13 protein-coding genes and 1 pseudogene are annotated in these 15,734 nt (G+C 65.7%); 7 read left to right on the forward strand and 7 right to left on the reverse strand.

Features of this window, described 5'->3' with window-relative positions; translation table 11 throughout:
• Window position 1: 1 nt before the first annotated feature.
• Complete coding sequence (gene selD / locus ACNQFN_RS13050) at window positions 2-1,042, reverse strand: selenide, water dikinase SelD (protein ID WP_068639174.1); 1,041 nt, start codon at window positions 1,040-1,042, stop codon at window positions 2-4.
• 57 nt (window positions 1,043-1,099) lie between these two features.
• On the opposite strand from selD, the gene mnmH reads away from it, so the two are divergent.
• Window positions 1,100-2,179 (forward strand): tRNA 2-selenouridine(34) synthase MnmH, encoded by a 1,080-nt coding sequence (gene mnmH / locus ACNQFN_RS13055; protein ID WP_418646706.1) that lies wholly within the window; start codon window positions 1,100-1,102, stop codon window positions 2,177-2,179.
• Window positions 2,180-2,370: 191 nt separating this feature from the next.
• On the opposite strand, the gene ACNQFN_RS13060 is transcribed toward mnmH, so the two are convergent.
• From ACNQFN_RS13060 to ACNQFN_RS13075, 4 genes are read right to left on the reverse strand one after another with little or no spacing between them, the layout of a single operon-like run.
• A complete protein-coding gene (locus tag ACNQFN_RS13060; RefSeq protein ID WP_068639172.1) occupies window positions 2,371-2,739 on the reverse strand; it encodes a hypothetical protein in 369 nt (122 codons plus the stop codon).
• Window positions 2,726-3,580: a DUF3325 domain-containing protein gene (locus ACNQFN_RS13065; protein WP_418646707.1), complete on the reverse strand. Its 855-nt coding sequence runs from the start codon at window positions 3,578-3,580 to the stop codon at window positions 2,726-2,728. The genes ACNQFN_RS13060 and ACNQFN_RS13065 overlap by 14 nt, the downstream gene beginning before the upstream one ends.
• Window positions 3,577-3,888, reverse strand: coding sequence for an iron transporter (locus ACNQFN_RS13070; RefSeq protein ID WP_418646708.1), 312 nt, complete (start codon window positions 3,886-3,888; stop codon window positions 3,577-3,579). Before ACNQFN_RS13070 ends, ACNQFN_RS13065 begins: the two co-directional genes overlap by 4 nt.
• Entirely contained in the window at window positions 3,885-5,531 is a 1,647-nt protein-coding gene (locus ACNQFN_RS13075) for a PepSY-associated TM helix domain-containing protein (RefSeq protein WP_418646709.1), read from the reverse strand. Before ACNQFN_RS13075 ends, ACNQFN_RS13070 begins: the two co-directional genes overlap by 4 nt.
• A 346-nt stretch (window positions 5,532-5,877) precedes the next feature.
• Between ACNQFN_RS13075 and ACNQFN_RS13080 the strand changes: the two genes are divergently transcribed.
• Window positions 5,878-6,393: a sigma-70 family RNA polymerase sigma factor gene (locus tag ACNQFN_RS13080; RefSeq protein WP_418646710.1), complete on the forward strand. Its 516-nt coding sequence runs from the start codon at window positions 5,878-5,880 to the stop codon at window positions 6,391-6,393.
• Window positions 6,390-6,848, forward strand: a pseudogene (locus ACNQFN_RS13085) (DUF4880 domain-containing protein); the annotation flags it as partial. The gene ACNQFN_RS13080 and the pseudogene ACNQFN_RS13085, both read left to right, overlap by 4 nt.
• Window positions 6,849-7,236: 388 nt before the next feature.
• Here ACNQFN_RS13085 and ACNQFN_RS13090 read toward each other — a convergent pair.
• Together ACNQFN_RS13090 and ACNQFN_RS13095 are read right to left on the reverse strand one after the other, a co-directional pair.
• Window positions 7,237-8,340, reverse strand: coding sequence for an arginase family protein (locus ACNQFN_RS13090; protein WP_083953737.1), 1,104 nt, complete (start codon window positions 8,338-8,340; stop codon window positions 7,237-7,239).
• A gap of 57 nt (window positions 8,341-8,397) precedes the next feature.
• On the reverse strand, window positions 8,398-8,952 hold the full coding sequence (locus ACNQFN_RS13095; protein ID WP_418646711.1) for a class I SAM-dependent methyltransferase: 555 nt from the start codon (window positions 8,950-8,952) through the stop codon (window positions 8,398-8,400).
• Between the two features lie 127 nt (window positions 8,953-9,079).
• On the opposite strand from ACNQFN_RS13095, the gene ACNQFN_RS13100 reads away from it, so the two are divergent.
• From ACNQFN_RS13100 to ACNQFN_RS13115, 4 genes are all read left to right on the forward strand, one after another.
• Complete coding sequence (locus ACNQFN_RS13100) at window positions 9,080-10,570, forward strand: sensor histidine kinase (protein ID WP_418646712.1); 1,491 nt, start codon at window positions 9,080-9,082, stop codon at window positions 10,568-10,570.
• A 173-nt stretch (window positions 10,571-10,743) separates the two neighbouring features.
• The gene (locus ACNQFN_RS13105; protein ID WP_068639165.1) at window positions 10,744-13,431 is read left to right on the forward strand and encodes a bifunctional acetate--CoA ligase family protein/GNAT family N-acetyltransferase; all 2,688 of its coding nucleotides are present in this window, start codon (window positions 10,744-10,746) and stop codon (window positions 13,429-13,431) included.
• Window positions 13,432-13,436: 5 nt separating this feature from the next.
• The gene (locus ACNQFN_RS13110; protein ID WP_418646713.1) at window positions 13,437-14,288 is read left to right on the forward strand and encodes a D-hexose-6-phosphate mutarotase; all 852 of its coding nucleotides are present in this window, start codon (window positions 13,437-13,439) and stop codon (window positions 14,286-14,288) included.
• A 26-nt stretch (window positions 14,289-14,314) separates the two neighbouring features.
• Complete coding sequence (locus ACNQFN_RS13115; protein WP_418646714.1) at window positions 14,315-15,592, forward strand: TonB-dependent siderophore receptor; 1,278 nt, start codon at window positions 14,315-14,317, stop codon at window positions 15,590-15,592.
• Window positions 15,593-15,734 lie beyond the last annotated feature (142 nt).

Genomic DNA, 15,734 nt, shown 5'->3' on the forward strand with positions numbered 1-15,734 from the left:
CTCAGACCACCGTCACGATCGCTTCGCCCGCCACCATCCGCCCGATCACCGTGCCGGACTCGCCCTGTGCGTCGGCGATCGCAGCCTGCACCGCGTCCAGCGCGCGCTCGTCACAGGCGATCAGCAGACCGCCCGAAGTCTGCGGATCGGTGACGAGCTTTTGCTGCCATTCCGGCGCGCTCGCCGGCAAGCGCACACCGCTGCCGTAGCTGGCCCAGTTGCGCGTCGAGGCGCCGGTGGCGATGCCGTCCCTGACCAGCGCCGCGGCTTCGCCGATGAGCGGCAGCGCGTCGATGCGCACTTCCGCGCCCAGCTTGCCGCCGCGGCACATTTCCAGCAGGTGGCCGGCCAGGCCGAAGCCGGTGACGTCGGTGACGGCATGCACGCCGTCCAGCTCGGCAAGCACGGTGCCGGCGCGGTTCAGCGTGGTCGTCCAGCGAACCATCTGCTGATAGCCCTGCGGCGACAGCAGCCCCTTCTTCAGCCCCGCCGACAGGATGCCGATGCCGAGCGGCTTGGACAGCACCAGCACGTCGCCATCGCGCGCGCCGGCATTGGTCTTGACCTTGGCCGGATCGACCACACCCAGGCCGACGAGGCCGTAGATCGGCTCGAGCACGTCGATCGAATGGCCGCCGGCGATGGGGATGCCGGCGTCGCGGCACACTTCCGCTCCGCCCTGCAGGATCTCGCCAATGACTTCGCGCGGCAGCTTGTCGAGCGGCATGCCGACGACGGCCAGCGCGAAGATCGGCGTGGCGCCCATCGCATAGACATCGGACAGCGCGTTGGTGGCGGCGATGCGGCCGAAGTCGCGCGGATCGTCGACGATGGGCGTGAAGAAATCGGTGGTGGCGACCACGGCCTGGCGCTCGTTCAGCCGATACACTGCCGCATCGTCCGAGGTGTCGGTGCCCACCAGCAGCTCGGGCGGCATCAGGCCGGCCGGCATCGCCGCAAGCAGTTCGGTCAGTACGCCGGGCGCGATTTTGCAGCCGCAGCCGCCGCCGTGGGAAAATTGCGTGAGTTTGATTTCGTTCATAGCCGGAAAGAGGAGCAGCGGGCGCGCAAGGAGTATTGGAAACGTGCCTGCGAAAACATGAGAAAAGGCGTCGCGACCGTAGCACAGCTATCCGGCTTTGACGAGATCATCGATGCCCGCAGCCCGGCGGAATTCGCCGAGGATCGCATTCCCGGCGCGGTCAACCTGCCGGTGCTGGACGACGAACAGCGCATCGTGGTCGGCACCCTGTACAAGCAGTCCGCCTTCGAGGCCCGCCGGCTCGGCGGTGCGCTGGTCGCCGAGAACATTGCCCGCCATCTCCAGGGCCATCTCAAGGACAAACCGAAAAAATGGCGGCCGCTGGTGTATTGCTGGCGCGGCGGACAGCGCAGCGGTTCATTCACGACCTGGCTGCGCATGGTGGGTTGGGACGCCCATCAACTGGAAGGCGGCTACAAGGCGTTTCGGCACCACGTCATTTCCGAGATCGGGCACTACGCCTCGGCGCTGCGCTGGCGGGTCGTCTGCGGCCCCACCGGCAGCGCCAAGACGCGGGTGCTGGAGGCGCTGGCGCACGCCGGCGCGCAGACGCTCGACCTGGAAGACCTGGCCGCTCACAAGGGCTCGGTGCTCGGCGCCCTGCCCGGCCGGCCGCAGCCCGCACAGAAGCACTTCGAAACCCTGCTGTGGGCGCGGATGGCGGCGCTCGATCCGGCACGCCCGGTGCATGTCGAAGCCGAAAGCCGCAGGATCGGTGCACTCTTCGTGCCCGAGCCGCTGATCCTCGCGATGCGCCGTGCGCCCTGCATCGCCATCGAAGCCAGCCGCGAGGCGCGGCTGGAATTCCTGGTGCACGACTACGCCTACCTCGGCGACGACATCGCCCGCCTGCGGGCCAACATCGACCGCCTCGCCCAGTTGCAGAGCCGCAAGACCATCGAGCACTGGCACGCATTGGCCGAGGCCCGTGCCCTGCCCGAACTGTTCGGCGAATTCATCGACCTGCACTACGATCCGCTCTACCACCGCTCGCAACATGGCAACTACGCCGGGTTCGGCGATGCGCCGCAGCTGGAAACCGATGACCTGAGTCCAGCCGGCATCGACGCGCTGGCGCAGCGGATACTGGCGCTCGATCCCGCCCGAGGCGGTACGGGCGATCCGGGTGTGGCCTGAGCAGCCGCCTGTGCTTCAGCCCAGCCGGCTTCGGCCAGCATGCTCCGCCCCGCGAGCGACGAGCCCGGATGCAGCACCGGCGGACATCAGCGGGGAACCTCGAAGCTGAGCGTGGCCGTGTGGCGCACGTCGTCGTACTTCTTGCAAGCGATGTTGGGGGGAACGGGACTGCGGCATGAGTTCTCCTGTCTTTACCGGGTACGCATCCAGCGCGGCACCCGATCGGGCGGCGGCGCGGTGATCTCTTCCTGTTCGACCGTGACCTGCAAACCGGGGCCGATGTCGAACAGCACGTAGAAGGGCTGTTCAGGTTTCTTGAATGTCCATGTGGAATCCGCGCCCAGCTTGCCTTCGAGCAGCGCACCGCCGTCCACGGCGATGACTTCCATGCGCGAATCCGGCATTTCGTCGCCGTCGTTGGTCGCGCCCCGGCAGCGCACGGTGTGCTCGTCCACCAGGAAGCAGCGGGCCACCGGTTCGTGGGCAGCAGCCCCGGCGCACCCCAGCGCCAGGCCGAGGGCCAGCAGCCAGCGGGCGCTCGAGTGTTCAGCGTCTTGCATGTTTGCTCCGTTGTTCATCGAACCAGGCCACGGTGGCGGGAGAGACCCGATCCATGCGCATCACGGCCTGGTGGACGCTGCCGTCCTTGCCGACGACGGTGAGCCACAGCTCGCTGTCCGCCCGTGTCGTGGACGGCAGCGGAATTTCCACCCGCCGCTCCCAGCGCTGCCCCATGAAAGCCATGCCGGTAGCGCGCTCCGAGCGCGGCTTGTTCACCTTCAGGTAGGCCCGCTGGATGTCGTCGTCGCAGGCCTCGCAAAAGCGAAGGCGGAATTCCTTCATCGGAACGTCCATCTCCATCACCTCCGGCTCGTCGCGGTGGGCCTCGGCAAAGGCGAACTGCCACGGCCCCACCTTGCCCTGGATCGCGTCAGGGCGCTTGAGCAACTGGACTTCCTCGCCGGCCAGGCCTGCCGAGAACACGGCGACAGTGGCCGCCAGCAGGCCGCCGGCAATCCAGCGGCGAGCGCGTGGCTCGGGAATGGCATCCGCCTCGGCCGGCCCAGGCTTCGCGCTACCGCGTTCGGCGCGTTCGCGCACAGGCGGTTGCCAGGGCCACTTGGGGAAGGCGAACACCCAGGCCAGCGCAGCAACGCTCAGCCAGCCCAGCCACAGCGTGATGCCCACGCCGCTGCCCAGCGCAGCGATGCCCAGCGCCAGCGCGACCGCCAGCAACAGCCAGCCCAGCGCCCGTGCCATGCGCCGCCAATGCGGTGCAGGCAGCCTGCCGAGCAGATGCTTGCCATGGCGCTCAGTGGCGAAAGCCAGCGCGAAGAAGCCCAGCCCGCTCAGCAGCAGAATGCCCAGATGCATCCCGCTCAAGTTCGACACGACGTTCATGCGCCACCTCCCTGCTCCGCCAGCCAGAGCAGCCAGGCGATTCCGGACAGCAGCACTGTGCCGGCCACCATGCCTGCCCAGGCACGGCCGGCGCTGCGCGTGTGGACGGCCCAGATCACCGCCACGGTGTATACCGTGAAGCTGATCATCGTTGCCCACAGCACGGCTTGCGCCCGCGGTGCTGGCCACAGCAGTGACAGCAGCACGGTGGCGGCAGAAGTGAGCGCATAGCCCCCCAGCGCGGCAGCAGCCACGCGGGACGCCACCGACCAGCGATAGGCCGGCGTCAAGGTGCTTTCCTTCTTCATGCCACCCCCTTCTTGGGCATGGCGCCCGCCGCAGCCCGCACGGCCTGGTCCGCAGGGGTCAGCCGGCGCCGCACCTTGATGGCCGTGCAGGCGAACATCGCGGCCAGCGCCCACATCGTCAGGTCGAAGCCTGCCAGCACCCAATCGCCGGCCGGCAAGGTCTGGCCCAGATGGCGATCCGTCGTCAGGGCGTTGATCACCGGTACCAGCGCATAGGCCGCGCAGGCGCCCCACAGCAGTTCGACCCAGGCGCGGGCAAGCGGCCGCGCCAGCGCATAGAACAAGCTTCCCAGCCACACTGCGAACAGGCAATGAAACTCCCAGGTCGCGCGATCCGCGATGTCGACCGGCAGCAGGCGGTTCGCCCAGAAATAGGCTGCTACCGCCACCGGCAGGCCGGCAATGGTGGCGACGTTGAGCGCCTCGACCAGCCGCACGCCGAAGTGCTCGGCGCCTTCACGGCCGCTGCCCAGGTGGTGCCTGCGCCGCTTGACGCTCCACAGCACCAGCCCGGTGCCGATCATGGCGCAGCCCAGCAGCCCGGCGATGAAATACAACCAGCGCCCCCATATGTCGGCGAACAGGCCTTCGTGCAGGTTGAAGATCACCCGCTGCGTCTTTGCCGCCGAGCCACCGGGCCGGGGCTCCGGCTCGAGCAGCTCTCCCGTCTCCGCATGAAACCGCAGCATGGCCGGGTTCCAGAAGTCCAGACTGCCGCCGGGAATCCGGGAAACGAGGATTTCGGGCGGCTCGCCCTCGTGGCGCTCGATGGTCACCGAAGCCACCTTGCCCGCCCCCCATTCCGCCTCCGCCTGCGCAAGCAGCGGCACCAGCGGCACGGCCGGCCTGCCGATCGGTTCATGCTTGTGTTCGCCGCGCTCGAACAGCGCGTCGTAGTACGCCGTCTGCTCCGCCGGGCCGGTGCCGTACAGCAGATCGCGCCCGGCCGGCATGTAGGCGAACAGGAAGAACACCAGCCCGCTGTAGGTGATCATCAGGAAGAAAGGCAGCGCCATCACGCTCACCGCGTTGTGCGCATCCAGCCAGCTTCGCTGCCCTTTGCCCGGCCGGAAGGTGAAGAAATCCTTGAAGATCTTCTTGTGCGTGATCACCCCGCTGACGATCGCCAGCAGCATCAGCATCGTGGCGATGCCGACGATGCGGATGGCCCAGTCGTAAGACATGTAATGCAGCGCGTAATGCATCCGGTACAGGCCACGGCCGCCCGCGGTTTCGCGCGGTTCGGGGCCTGCGGGCAGCAGCGCACCGGAGACGGGGTCGAGCTTCTCGCTGCCGCTCGCGCCCCACTCGTGGCCCGGCAAAGGCATCTCTTCCCAGCGGATTTCGAGGCCGCGCCATTCGCGCGGCGCCATCGCTTCGTGCGGCAGGGTGATGCGCCAGCTCGCGGCCACCGGGGCCATCTGCTCCAGGCGTTGCAGCGCGAGTTCGAGCATATGCCCGGTCGTGGCGCCTTCTCCCGGCCTGTCCGGTTCCATGGCGCGCTCCGGCTGCATCCAGCGGGTGATCTCGTACTGGAAATAGCCGGCGGTGCCGGTCACGAAGACGAAAAACAGCAACCAGCCGGCCACCAGGCCGACCCAGGTGTGCAACCAGGCCATCGACTGGCGGAGATGCTCTTTCATGCCTGCCCCCAGGCATGACGGGCAGACCCGCATGGGAAGAAAAATTGTCTGTGCATCGATAAGGATAAGAAAAGGAAGGGGCCATGGACGGCCACGGGCTCGCACGACAGGCTCGGAGACAAGCCTCCACCGCCGTCTTTTGCGCTCTCATAAGGTATGTCGTTTGAGGCGGCGAAAAACGGACATTTCTTACCTATTGTTACAACTAGGCATGAAAAAGGCGCGCCGCAGCCTGCGGCAGATGCGATTGACGCTTCCTATTCTGAGAAATGAAAATAAGACTGATCAACAATACTCTTTGTGCCTGTTCGCACCAATCAAGGGTTCCCGACTTCCGGAGCACGCCGTGCCTGTCGCCCCAGCCCACCCCATTGCCGATCTCTATACCGAGCATCACGGCTGGCTTCACGCCTGGCTGCGCAAGAAACTCGGCTGCTCGAACCATGCCGCGGATCTGGCCCAGGACACCTTCCTGCGGCTGCTCACCCAGGAACAGCGCGGCAGGCCGCTCGAGCCCCTGCGCCAACCGCGCGCCTATCTGGCCACGGTTGCCCACGGGCTGGTGGTCAACCACTGGCGGCGCCTGGAAATCGAGCGCGCCTGGCTGGAAACCCTAGCCAGCCGGCCCGAGTCCCTTGCCCCCTCGCCGGAAGAACGCAGCCTGCTGCTGGAAGCACTATGCGAACTCGGCGCGCTGCTCGACCGCCTCAACCCGAAGGCCCGCAGCGCTTTCCTGATGGCACAGCTGGACGGCCTGAGCTACATCGAGATCGCCGGGCATCTGGGGGTTTCCGAGCGCATGGTCAAGAAGTACATGGCCCAGGCCATGCTCCACTGCCTGCAATCGGGACTGGCGCCGTGAGCCCCGCAAGCGGCCATGGCGGCAACACGCCGGAAACGCCCGATTTCCAGGTACTGCAACAGGCCGACGAATGGTTCGCGATCCTCGGGGCCGCCTCCGTCGACCCGGCCCAGCGACAGGCATGGCAAGCGTGGTGCGATGCCGATGTCCGGCACCGCGCCGCATGGCAGCAGGTCGAGCGCATCTGCGGCGCCTTCAGCCATCTCCCCACGCCCGACAGGGCCGGTGCCCGCCGCACGCTCGACGCTGCGTCGGAACGGCAACTCACGCGCCGACGTGCCGCCAAGATGCTGCTTCTGCTCTGCGGCACCGGCACGCTGGGCTGGACGCTCGCCCGCCAGGCGCCCTGGGCCGAATGGAACGCCAGCCACAAGACCGCTACCGGCGAACGGCGCACCATCGCACTTGCCGACGGCGGCAGCATCTGGCTCAACACCGCCAGCGCCGTGGATGTCGATTACGACGCGCAGCAGCGCCGCATCCGCCTGCATCGCGGCGAGATACTGATTCAGACCGCACACGACACCCATCGGCCGCCCCGCCCCTCGTCGTCGACACCGTTCATGGCCGCATGCACGCCCTTGGTACCCGTTTCAGCGTCCTGCGGCAGGAAGCCGGCACGCAGGTCGCCGTATTCGAAGGCGCGGTCGAACTGCAGCCTCAGGCAGCCGGTACCCCTGCACTCATCCTGCAAGCCGGAGAACAAAGCCTGCTGAGCAGCCATGGCGCCAGCGCCCCTTCACCCGCCGACAGCACCCGCCAGGCCTGGAGCCAGGGCCTGCTGCTGGCGGAAAACACACGCCTGGGAGACTTCATCGCCGAACTCGCCCGCCACCGCCCCGGCTACCTCGGCTGCGCCCCCGATGCCGCTGAGCTGATCAGTGGCAGTTTCGCAAGCATGTCCTGGAGGGCCAGCGCATCCCAGGGAAGATGCTCGGCAACGGACATTCCGACCGCTGGCTTTTGTGAGGTGACTTGTCCGATAAGCTTCACAACGTCGGGAATATTGAGCTTTCCTTCGGCCACATCGCCGAAGTCATGCTCGCCCCGCCCAGGCCGAGCAAACAGCACCGAGCGGAAATTTTGGGGATCGAGCACGTCCAGATCGAGGTGAATGGCCAAAACCTCGATGCCACTGTCACTTATCCACTGGATCACAGACTCCGCGCCAGCGCGCACTTCTTCAGGTGAGCAAGTGCGAATGCCGTGATCGGCAATGAACTTCGCTTCATACGGCAGAGGATCATGGATGCCCGCGATCATGATGTTTTTGGCGAGAATCGGATGTTTGACGGCACTGGTCAAATCGGGGTCGCCATTACCCATGAGCGCGCCAAGCACATGGGCATGGGCGTTCTTGTACTGTGCCGGAGTTTGTACGTCGGGATGTGAGTCAATCCAGAGGACGCCTAGCTTGTCACCGTAGCGTTCGCTCAACCAGGCAAAAGGTACGAGAGAGACTAAACAGTCTCCGCCCAGCACCGCAATGGCGTCCGGTTGATGGCGCTTGACGATTTCCTTAGCCGACTGGATGTACTTTTTCAGCGAGGCTCGCCCTGTCATGTCGTTTTCCGGTGTCAAGGGAGTATCCGTAGGAATATCTACCGGCACTTCCTCAACTGGGCCAGTTGCCTCGGGCGCAAGCCAAGTCAGCATCTTCGATCCGAGAAAATATGGCGGATTATCTCCACCTTCCCATTGCGGAAATATCAGGCGTAGGGTTTTTCCGTTGTTTGTAGTCACAACGGCCTTGTCGCTGGAAACACGCCGAATGCCAAGCTTACCCAACGTCTTGATGATCGTCTGCTCATGTACGTCGATGCCGGTGCGCCGCCTGAACTCCTGACGAATCTCATCCAGCGTGGCCGTCCGATCCGATTGCACGATGGCGACCAGATGCTCCGCGTCATCGGCCTGGATCTTCGGGGGACGTCCTGTTCTGGCCATGGGACTGGCTCCTTCGATCAGTGAAGGGGGGAGTCTACTTTATTTTGTAAACACCCTCTAAGGCAGCACCAAGGTCGCAGCATGCCCGCGCACCGCGCATATCCGCTGCACCGCGGCCGGGCGCGGCGACTGCACTTCGCCCTGTTCGAAGGCGACGATGGTCCAGTCGCCCCGCAGCCGTTCGAGCAGTTCGTTCGGCCGCAGCAGGAATTCGGGATTGCTCGGCTTGCCGAAACGCTCGTTGCCGAGCATGAAGGTCTCGTAGATCAGCACCCCGCCCGGCCGCAGCACCGTGAGCAAGTGCCCGAAATACGGGCGGCAAAGGTAATTGGTGACGACGACGGCATCGAACTGGCGTCCGGCATACGGCCATGCCTCGCCTTCGAGATCGGCCTCGCGGGTGGTGACCTTGGGCAAGCCCTGCAGAAGCTGCAGCGCGATGCCGTCGCGGTCGACCGCTTCGACGCGGAAGCCGCGCTGCGCCAGCCAGCGTGCATGGCGGCCGCTGCCGCAGGCGTAATCCAGGATTGCGCCGCCCGAGGCGATCAAGGGCGCGAATCGCGTCACCCAGCTGGAAGGCGTGCTCGCGGCGGTGTGCAGGAGATCGTGCATGGACTGTTCCCGTTGTCGTGAGTCGTGCGGGGTCGTGGGCTGAACATTCTAACCAGCCAGCCGCCGAATGCACCGGCGTCGCTTGCGGCAGCAACGATGATCGCCATGACCGTCGGGTCGGACCGGCATGCCGCCGCATTGGGCAACGAATCTGTGCTATAGATTCAGGCCATCGCCAGCATGCCCGCCTGGCCCATCGGTGGTTTCCGACAAGGCAATGGATCGCGTTCCGGACGAGGATAGCTCAGCGGCAATCAGGACACCGGCCCGTATCGCAACGGGTCTCGCGCCATTGCTTGCCGTCCCGGCGTCGCTCGCGTCCGACAGCTTGCTCGGGCCTGCCGGTGGGCAGGACTGGCTCTGGCCCGTGCTGTACCTGCTGGCCGGCCTGGTGCCGGGATACGTTCTCGGCCGTCGCCAGCGCGCGCGTGCCCGTCCCGCCGCGTCGGCTGCGGCGGCATCGACGAGCTCTGGCGCCCGGCGGGAACGGACAATGCCCGCTCCTTCCGCGAAGGAATCCCTCTACCTCGACATGCTCGAATCGGTCAGCGAAGTCATCTTCCGCACCGATGGCACGGGCAAGCTCATCTACCTGAACAAGGTGTGGTGCGAACTGAGCGGCCACGACGTCGAGACCAGCCTGGGCAAGCCGCTGCACGAATTCCTTCATCCGGATGATCGCGAGACGGCCGCACAGCTGTTCCGTGACCTGATCGTCGGCGCAGGCGCCGACTGTGAGCGCGAATTCCGGCTTCGGACCCGCAGCGGAGAAATCCGCTGGATCGAAATCACCGCACATCGGGCGCCGGACACCAAGCCGGGAGAAGGCGGCCTGACCGGCACGGTGGACGACATCTCCTCGCGCAAGGTGGCCGAACTGAGCCTGCGCAACCTCAACCAGGATCTGGAGGCGCGCGTGCGGCTGCGGACCGCCGAGCTCGAAGCTTCGAACCGGGAACTCGAAGCCTTCTCGTATTCGGTTTCACACGATCTGCGGGCGCCGCTGCGCGCCATCGACGGTTTCGCCCGCATCATCGAAGACGAGCTCGACGGCAAGGCCGAAGCGCATACCTTCGCGCATCTTTCGCGCATTCGCAAAGCGACCGAACGCATGGCGAACCTGATCGACGCGCTGATCAATCTCGCCCTGCTGGCGCGGCAGCCGCTGCGGAAGGAAAGCTTCAGCCTGTCGGAACTCGCCCACCAGATCGTCGAGGAGCTGCAGGCCGAAGAGCCCGGGCGCGAAGTCGAGATCGAGATCACCGAAGGACTCGATGTCATCGCCGATCGCGCCCTGAGCTTCTCGCTGCTCGACAACCTGCTGCGAAATGCCTGGAAGTTCACCGCGCATTGCACCCCGGCCCGAATTGCCCTGAGCGCCGAGCGCATCAATGGTCGCCGCGTGTTCTGCGTCTCCGACAATGGTGTCGGCTTCGACATGAGCCACGCCGGCAACCTGTTCCGCCCCTTCTACCGCATGCATGGTGACGAGGCTTTTCCGGGTACGGGGATCGGTCTGGCGACGGTGCAGCGCATCGTGCAGCGCCACGACGGTTCGATCCGGGCCGAGTCCAGGCCGGGCGAAGGCAGCCGTTTCCTGTTCACGCTCGGACGATGAGGTGCAAGCGTGACGATGTGCCCGCCCTTTCGCGAGGTTTTAAGCTTTAATCGTCGGCAGCGATACGGATTTTGTGCACTGCAGTATAATTCTGCGATCAATACACTTGATTCCGCAAACGCCCGAAACGACAGGCGGATGCACCGGCAATTTCACCCAGACAGGTTGCAGCCATGAAAGAAACGCACTACCTCACTCCGCTTCTCGAACCGCGCTCGGTGGGGATCATCGGTGCCAGCGAACGCGAGGGTTCGCTGGGCGACGTGCTGGTCCGCAACATGCTCGACGCGGGCTACAAGGGCAAGCTGTTCGCCATCAACCCCAAGCACGAATCGGTGCGCGGCATCGCCTGCTACAAGTCGGTGGAGGACGTCCCCCAGCGCCTGGATCTGGTGGTGATCGCGGTGCGCGCGGAAAAAGTGCTGGCCATCCTTGACGCCTGCGGGCGTGCCGGCGTCAAGGCCGCGATCCTGCTGTCTGCCGGCTTTTCCGAAGCGGGTCCGCGCGGCGCACTGCTCGAACGCCAGGCCGTCGACGCTGCGCAACGCCACCGCATCCGCCTGCTCGGCCCCAACTGCCTGGGCATCATCCGCCCGCAACTCGGCCTCAATGCCACTTTCGCCCACACCTGCGCGCAAAAGGGCAGCATCGGCCTGATCTCCCAGTCCGGCGCGCTCTGTGCCGCGATCCTCGACTGGGCCAAGCCCAACAACGTCGGTTTCTCGGCCGTCGTGTCGCTGGGCACCTCGTCCGACATCGACTTCGGCGACGTGCTGGAATACATGATTTCCGACCCGCGCACCGAGAGCATCTTCCTGTACGTCGAAGGCATCCGTGACGCGCGCCGCTTCATGAGCGCTCTGCGCGGCGCGGCGCGGGTCAAGCCGGTGCTGCTGATCAAGGCCGGCCGCCACCCCGAGGCCTCGCGCGCCATCCTGTCGCATTCGGCGGCGCCGATCGGCGACGACGCGGTGTTCGACGCCGCGCTGCGCCGCGCCGGCGTGATCCGCCTGTACAACCTCGGCCAGCTCTTCGCCGCGGCCAATGCGCTGTTCTCGCACTTCCGACCGCGCGGCAACCGCCTGGCGGTGATCACCAACGGCGGCGGACCGGGCATCATGGCTGCCGACCGCGCGGCCGACATCGGCATTCCGCTGTCGGAGTTCACCGAAGGCACGATGGAGAAGCTCAACGCGGTGCTGCCGGCCAACTGGTCGCGCGGCAACCCGGTCGACATCCTGGGCGACGCCGACGCCGAACGCTATGGCAAGGCGGTGAAGGCCACGCTGGAAGGCCCCAACGTCGATGGCGTGCTGGTGATGCTGACGCCGCAGGGCATGACCAACCCGAGCGCCGTCGCCGACGCGCTGATCGAGATCGAAAAGACCGCCGACAAGCCGGTGGTCGCCTGCTGGATGGGCGAAGAGCTGGTCACCGAATCGCGCCAGAAGTTCAGCGCCGCGGGCATCCCGCATTTCCGCACGCCGGAACCGGCGGTCGAACTGTTCAGCCACATCTCGGCCTACTACCGCAACCAGAAGCTGCTGATGCAGACGCCGTCCTCGCTGTCGCACCTGAGCCCGCCCTCGATCGAGAGCGCCCGGCTGGTGATCGAGATGGCCTTGTCCGAGCGCCGCAAGAAGCTCAACGAGATGGAGTCGAAGGCGCTGCTGGCCGCCTTCCGCATCCCGATCGCACAGACCGTGGTGGCGCGCTCGGCGGCAGAGGCAATGGTGCTCGCAGCCGAGATCGGCCTGCCGGTGGTGATGAAGATCGACTCGCCGAGCATCGTGCACAAATCCGACGTCGGCGGCGTGCGCCTGAACATCCGCAGCCTGGTGGCGGTGCGCTCGACCTATCAGGAGATCCTCGACGAAGTGAAGCGCGTGCAGCCGGACGCGGTCATCAACGGCATCGCCATCGAGCCGATGATCCAGAAGCGCAACGGCCGCGAGCTGGTCGTCGGCGTCAGGCGCGACCCGGTGTTCGGCCCGGTGATCACTTTCGGCGAAGGCGGCAACCTGGTCGAGGCCAACCGCGACGTCGCCGTCGCCCTGCCGCCGCTCAACAACTACCTGGTCAAGGACATGATCCGCTCGACGCGGATCTACCACCGCCTGGGCGAGTTCCGCCATCTGCCGTCGATCGACATGACGGCGCTGGAACTGGTGCTGCTGCGGGTGTCGGAGATGGTCTGCGAGCTGCCGTGGATCAACGAAATGGAAATCAACCCGCTGATCGTCGACGAGAACGGCGCAGTCGCGGTCGACGCCAGCATCATCGTGGACAACGTCTCGCCGACGGCGGACCGCTACGATCACATGGCGATCCACCCCTACCCCTCGCACCTGACCCAGACCTGGATCGTGCCCGACGGCACCACCGTGACGATCCGTCCGATCAAGCCCGAAGACGCCGACCTCGAAGTCGAATTCGTGCGCAACCTGTCGTCCGAGACCAAGTACTACCGCTTCATGAACACCATGCGCGAACTGCCGCCGGCGATGGTCGCACGCCTGACGCAGATCGACTACGACCGCGAAATGGCCTTCGTCGCCACGCTCGAAGTCGATGGCGCGGAGAAGGAAATCGGCGTCTGCCGCTACGCGGTCAACCCGGACGGCGAGTCCTGCGAGTTCGCCGTCGTGGTCGCCGACGACTGGCAGCACCGCGGCCTGGCGCGCAAGCTGATGGGCGTGCTGATCGAGACCGCGCGCAGCCGCGGCATCGCCTACATGAACGGCGTGTTCCTGTCGAACAACGAGCGCATGCTCAAGTTCGTGCAGAAGCTCGGCTTCGTGCTCAGCAACGACCCCGAGGACAACACCGTCAAGCTCGGCGTGCTGTCGCTGCAGGACTGATGGCGATGGCAGCAGGCATCGAACGCATCGACTTCAAGGGCCTGCCGGCGCTGCGACTGGGCGCCGGCAACGGCGCCAGCGCGGTGGTGAGCCTGTTCGGCGGCCAGGTGCTGTCCTGGACTCCGCCCGGCGGGCAGGAACGCCTGTACCTGAGTCCCGCCGCACGCTTCGACGGCAGCACGCCGATCCGCGGCGGCATCCCGGTCTGCTTTCCGCAGTTCGCCGACCTCGGCCCGCTGCCGCAGCACGGCTTCGCCCGCACGGCGAACTGGTCGGTGCTGAACGAACGCAGCGGCGAGGGCTATGCGCTCGCCACTCTCGGGCTGCGCGACGACGACGCGACCCGCGCCCTGTGGCCCCATGCTTTCACGGCCGAACTGAGCGTCCTGGTGGAAGACGCCCGGCTCGACCTCGAATTCGAAGTCACCAATACCGGCGGCGAGGGCTTCGACTTCACCGCCGCGCTGCACACCTATCTGGCGGTACGCGAAGTCGAGGAAACCCGCGTCGAAGGCCTGCACGGATACAGCTACCGCGACAAGGCGGACGCCAACCGCATCGGGCGCGACAGCGGCGACGTGCTGCTGATCGAGGCCGAGACCGACCGCGTCTACCACGGCGTCGAGCGCCCCCTGCTGCTGCGCGAATACGATCGCAGCCTGGGCATCAACAACGCCGACGGCTTCGTCGACGTCGCCGTGTGGAACCCCTGGGTCGAGCGCAGCGCCGCCATCGCCGACCTGCCCGACGACGCCTTCCGCCGCATGCTCTGCATCGAAGCCGCGGCCGCACGGCAGCCGTTGCAGCTCGCCGCAGGCAAAAGCTGGTGGGGCAGGCAGACGCTGGTAGCGCTGTAGCACCAGTGCCAATCGCATCCCCTTGCTTGGCCGAGCAGCATCGGACTGCTCGAGTTCGTCCAGGTCTGCAAGGGGTGCCCGGCGATTCCGCGCAGGCCGCCGACCTGGCGCAGGACACCCTGCTCGCCGTGGGCGCCGACTATCAGAACAACGATCCCAAGGGCAGTACCTGGGGCGGAATTCCGGTCTACGACAGCAACGGCGATTTCAACAAGACATCGCGCTCCTTCAACCTTGCGGCCCGCTGGAGCAGTTGGGAGCAATACACCCGCACGGCCTTCGCGACACTGGAGCATTATTTCGACAACGATTGGGTCGCCAAGCTGAAACTGAACCACCAGATCAACGGCTACGACAACCGGATGGGCTCGATCGGCAGCGGCTTCCCCGATCCGGCCACCGGTGCCGGTACCAGCCTGTGGCTGGGCAGCTACGCCGGCAAGACCGTCAGCAACGCCGCCGATCTTTACACCAGCGGGCCGTTCAGCCTGTTCGGGCGCAAGCATGAACTGGTGGTCGGCGGCAGTACGTCCAGGCTCAAATGGACCAATGAAGGGCAATGGGCCGGCGCCACCGCCATCGCGGATTTCTACGAGTGGAACGGCAGTCATCCGGAACCGAACTGGTCACGCACCAAAGGCAAGGACGAAACCACGCGGGAACAGGGCTTCTACCTTGCCACCCGCCTCAATCTGCGCGACGACCTCAAGCTGCTGGTCGGCAGCCGCGTCGCCGATTACGAGAAGGAAGACCTGAAGAAATCCGAGGTCGTCGTCCCCTACCTGGGTGTGGTCTATGACCTGAACAGGCAACTCTCGCTGTATGGCAGCCACACCAGCATCTTCAAGCCTCAATCCGCGCAGAACGAGCAGGGCCGCACGCTCGATCCGCTGGAGGGCAACAACACCGAGATCGGTTTGAAAGGTGCCTTCTTCGGTGGGCGCCAGCAGAAACCGCGCCTCAACGGAGAACGCGTCTCCACCCTGGCCCCCGAGAAACAATTCAGCCTGTACACCAGTTACAAGCTGAGCGGCAAACTCAGGGGCCTGACGCTGGGTGGCGGCGCACGCTGGCAGGATGACACCTGGAGCAGGGTCAACCACCCTGCGCTAGGCAAGGCCAAACACATTGTCGAAGGGTACTGGCTGGTCGACGCGACAGCCCACTACCAGATCAATCGGCACATGTCGGCCATGCTTGCCATCAACAATCTGCTGGACGAGAAGTACTACACCATCTTCGACAGCAACTACAGCTGGGGCGAACCGCGCAGTACGAGTATCAGCCTGAAATACGCATTCTGATCCCGATGCACTGGAAACGGGGCTGGCCAATGCTTTGCGCACCGCCACCTATCTGAAGCAGCCCTCCTCCGGCCCACACGCCGCAGCAGCAAGCCTTGCCTCCACGGCGCAATCTATAGCACCATCGCCGCCCCGTTTACGT

Origin of the sequence: Thauera butanivorans (assembly GCF_048398245.1) — a bacterium.
Classification (GTDB): domain Bacteria; phylum Pseudomonadota; class Gammaproteobacteria; order Burkholderiales; family Rhodocyclaceae; genus Thauera; species Thauera butanivorans.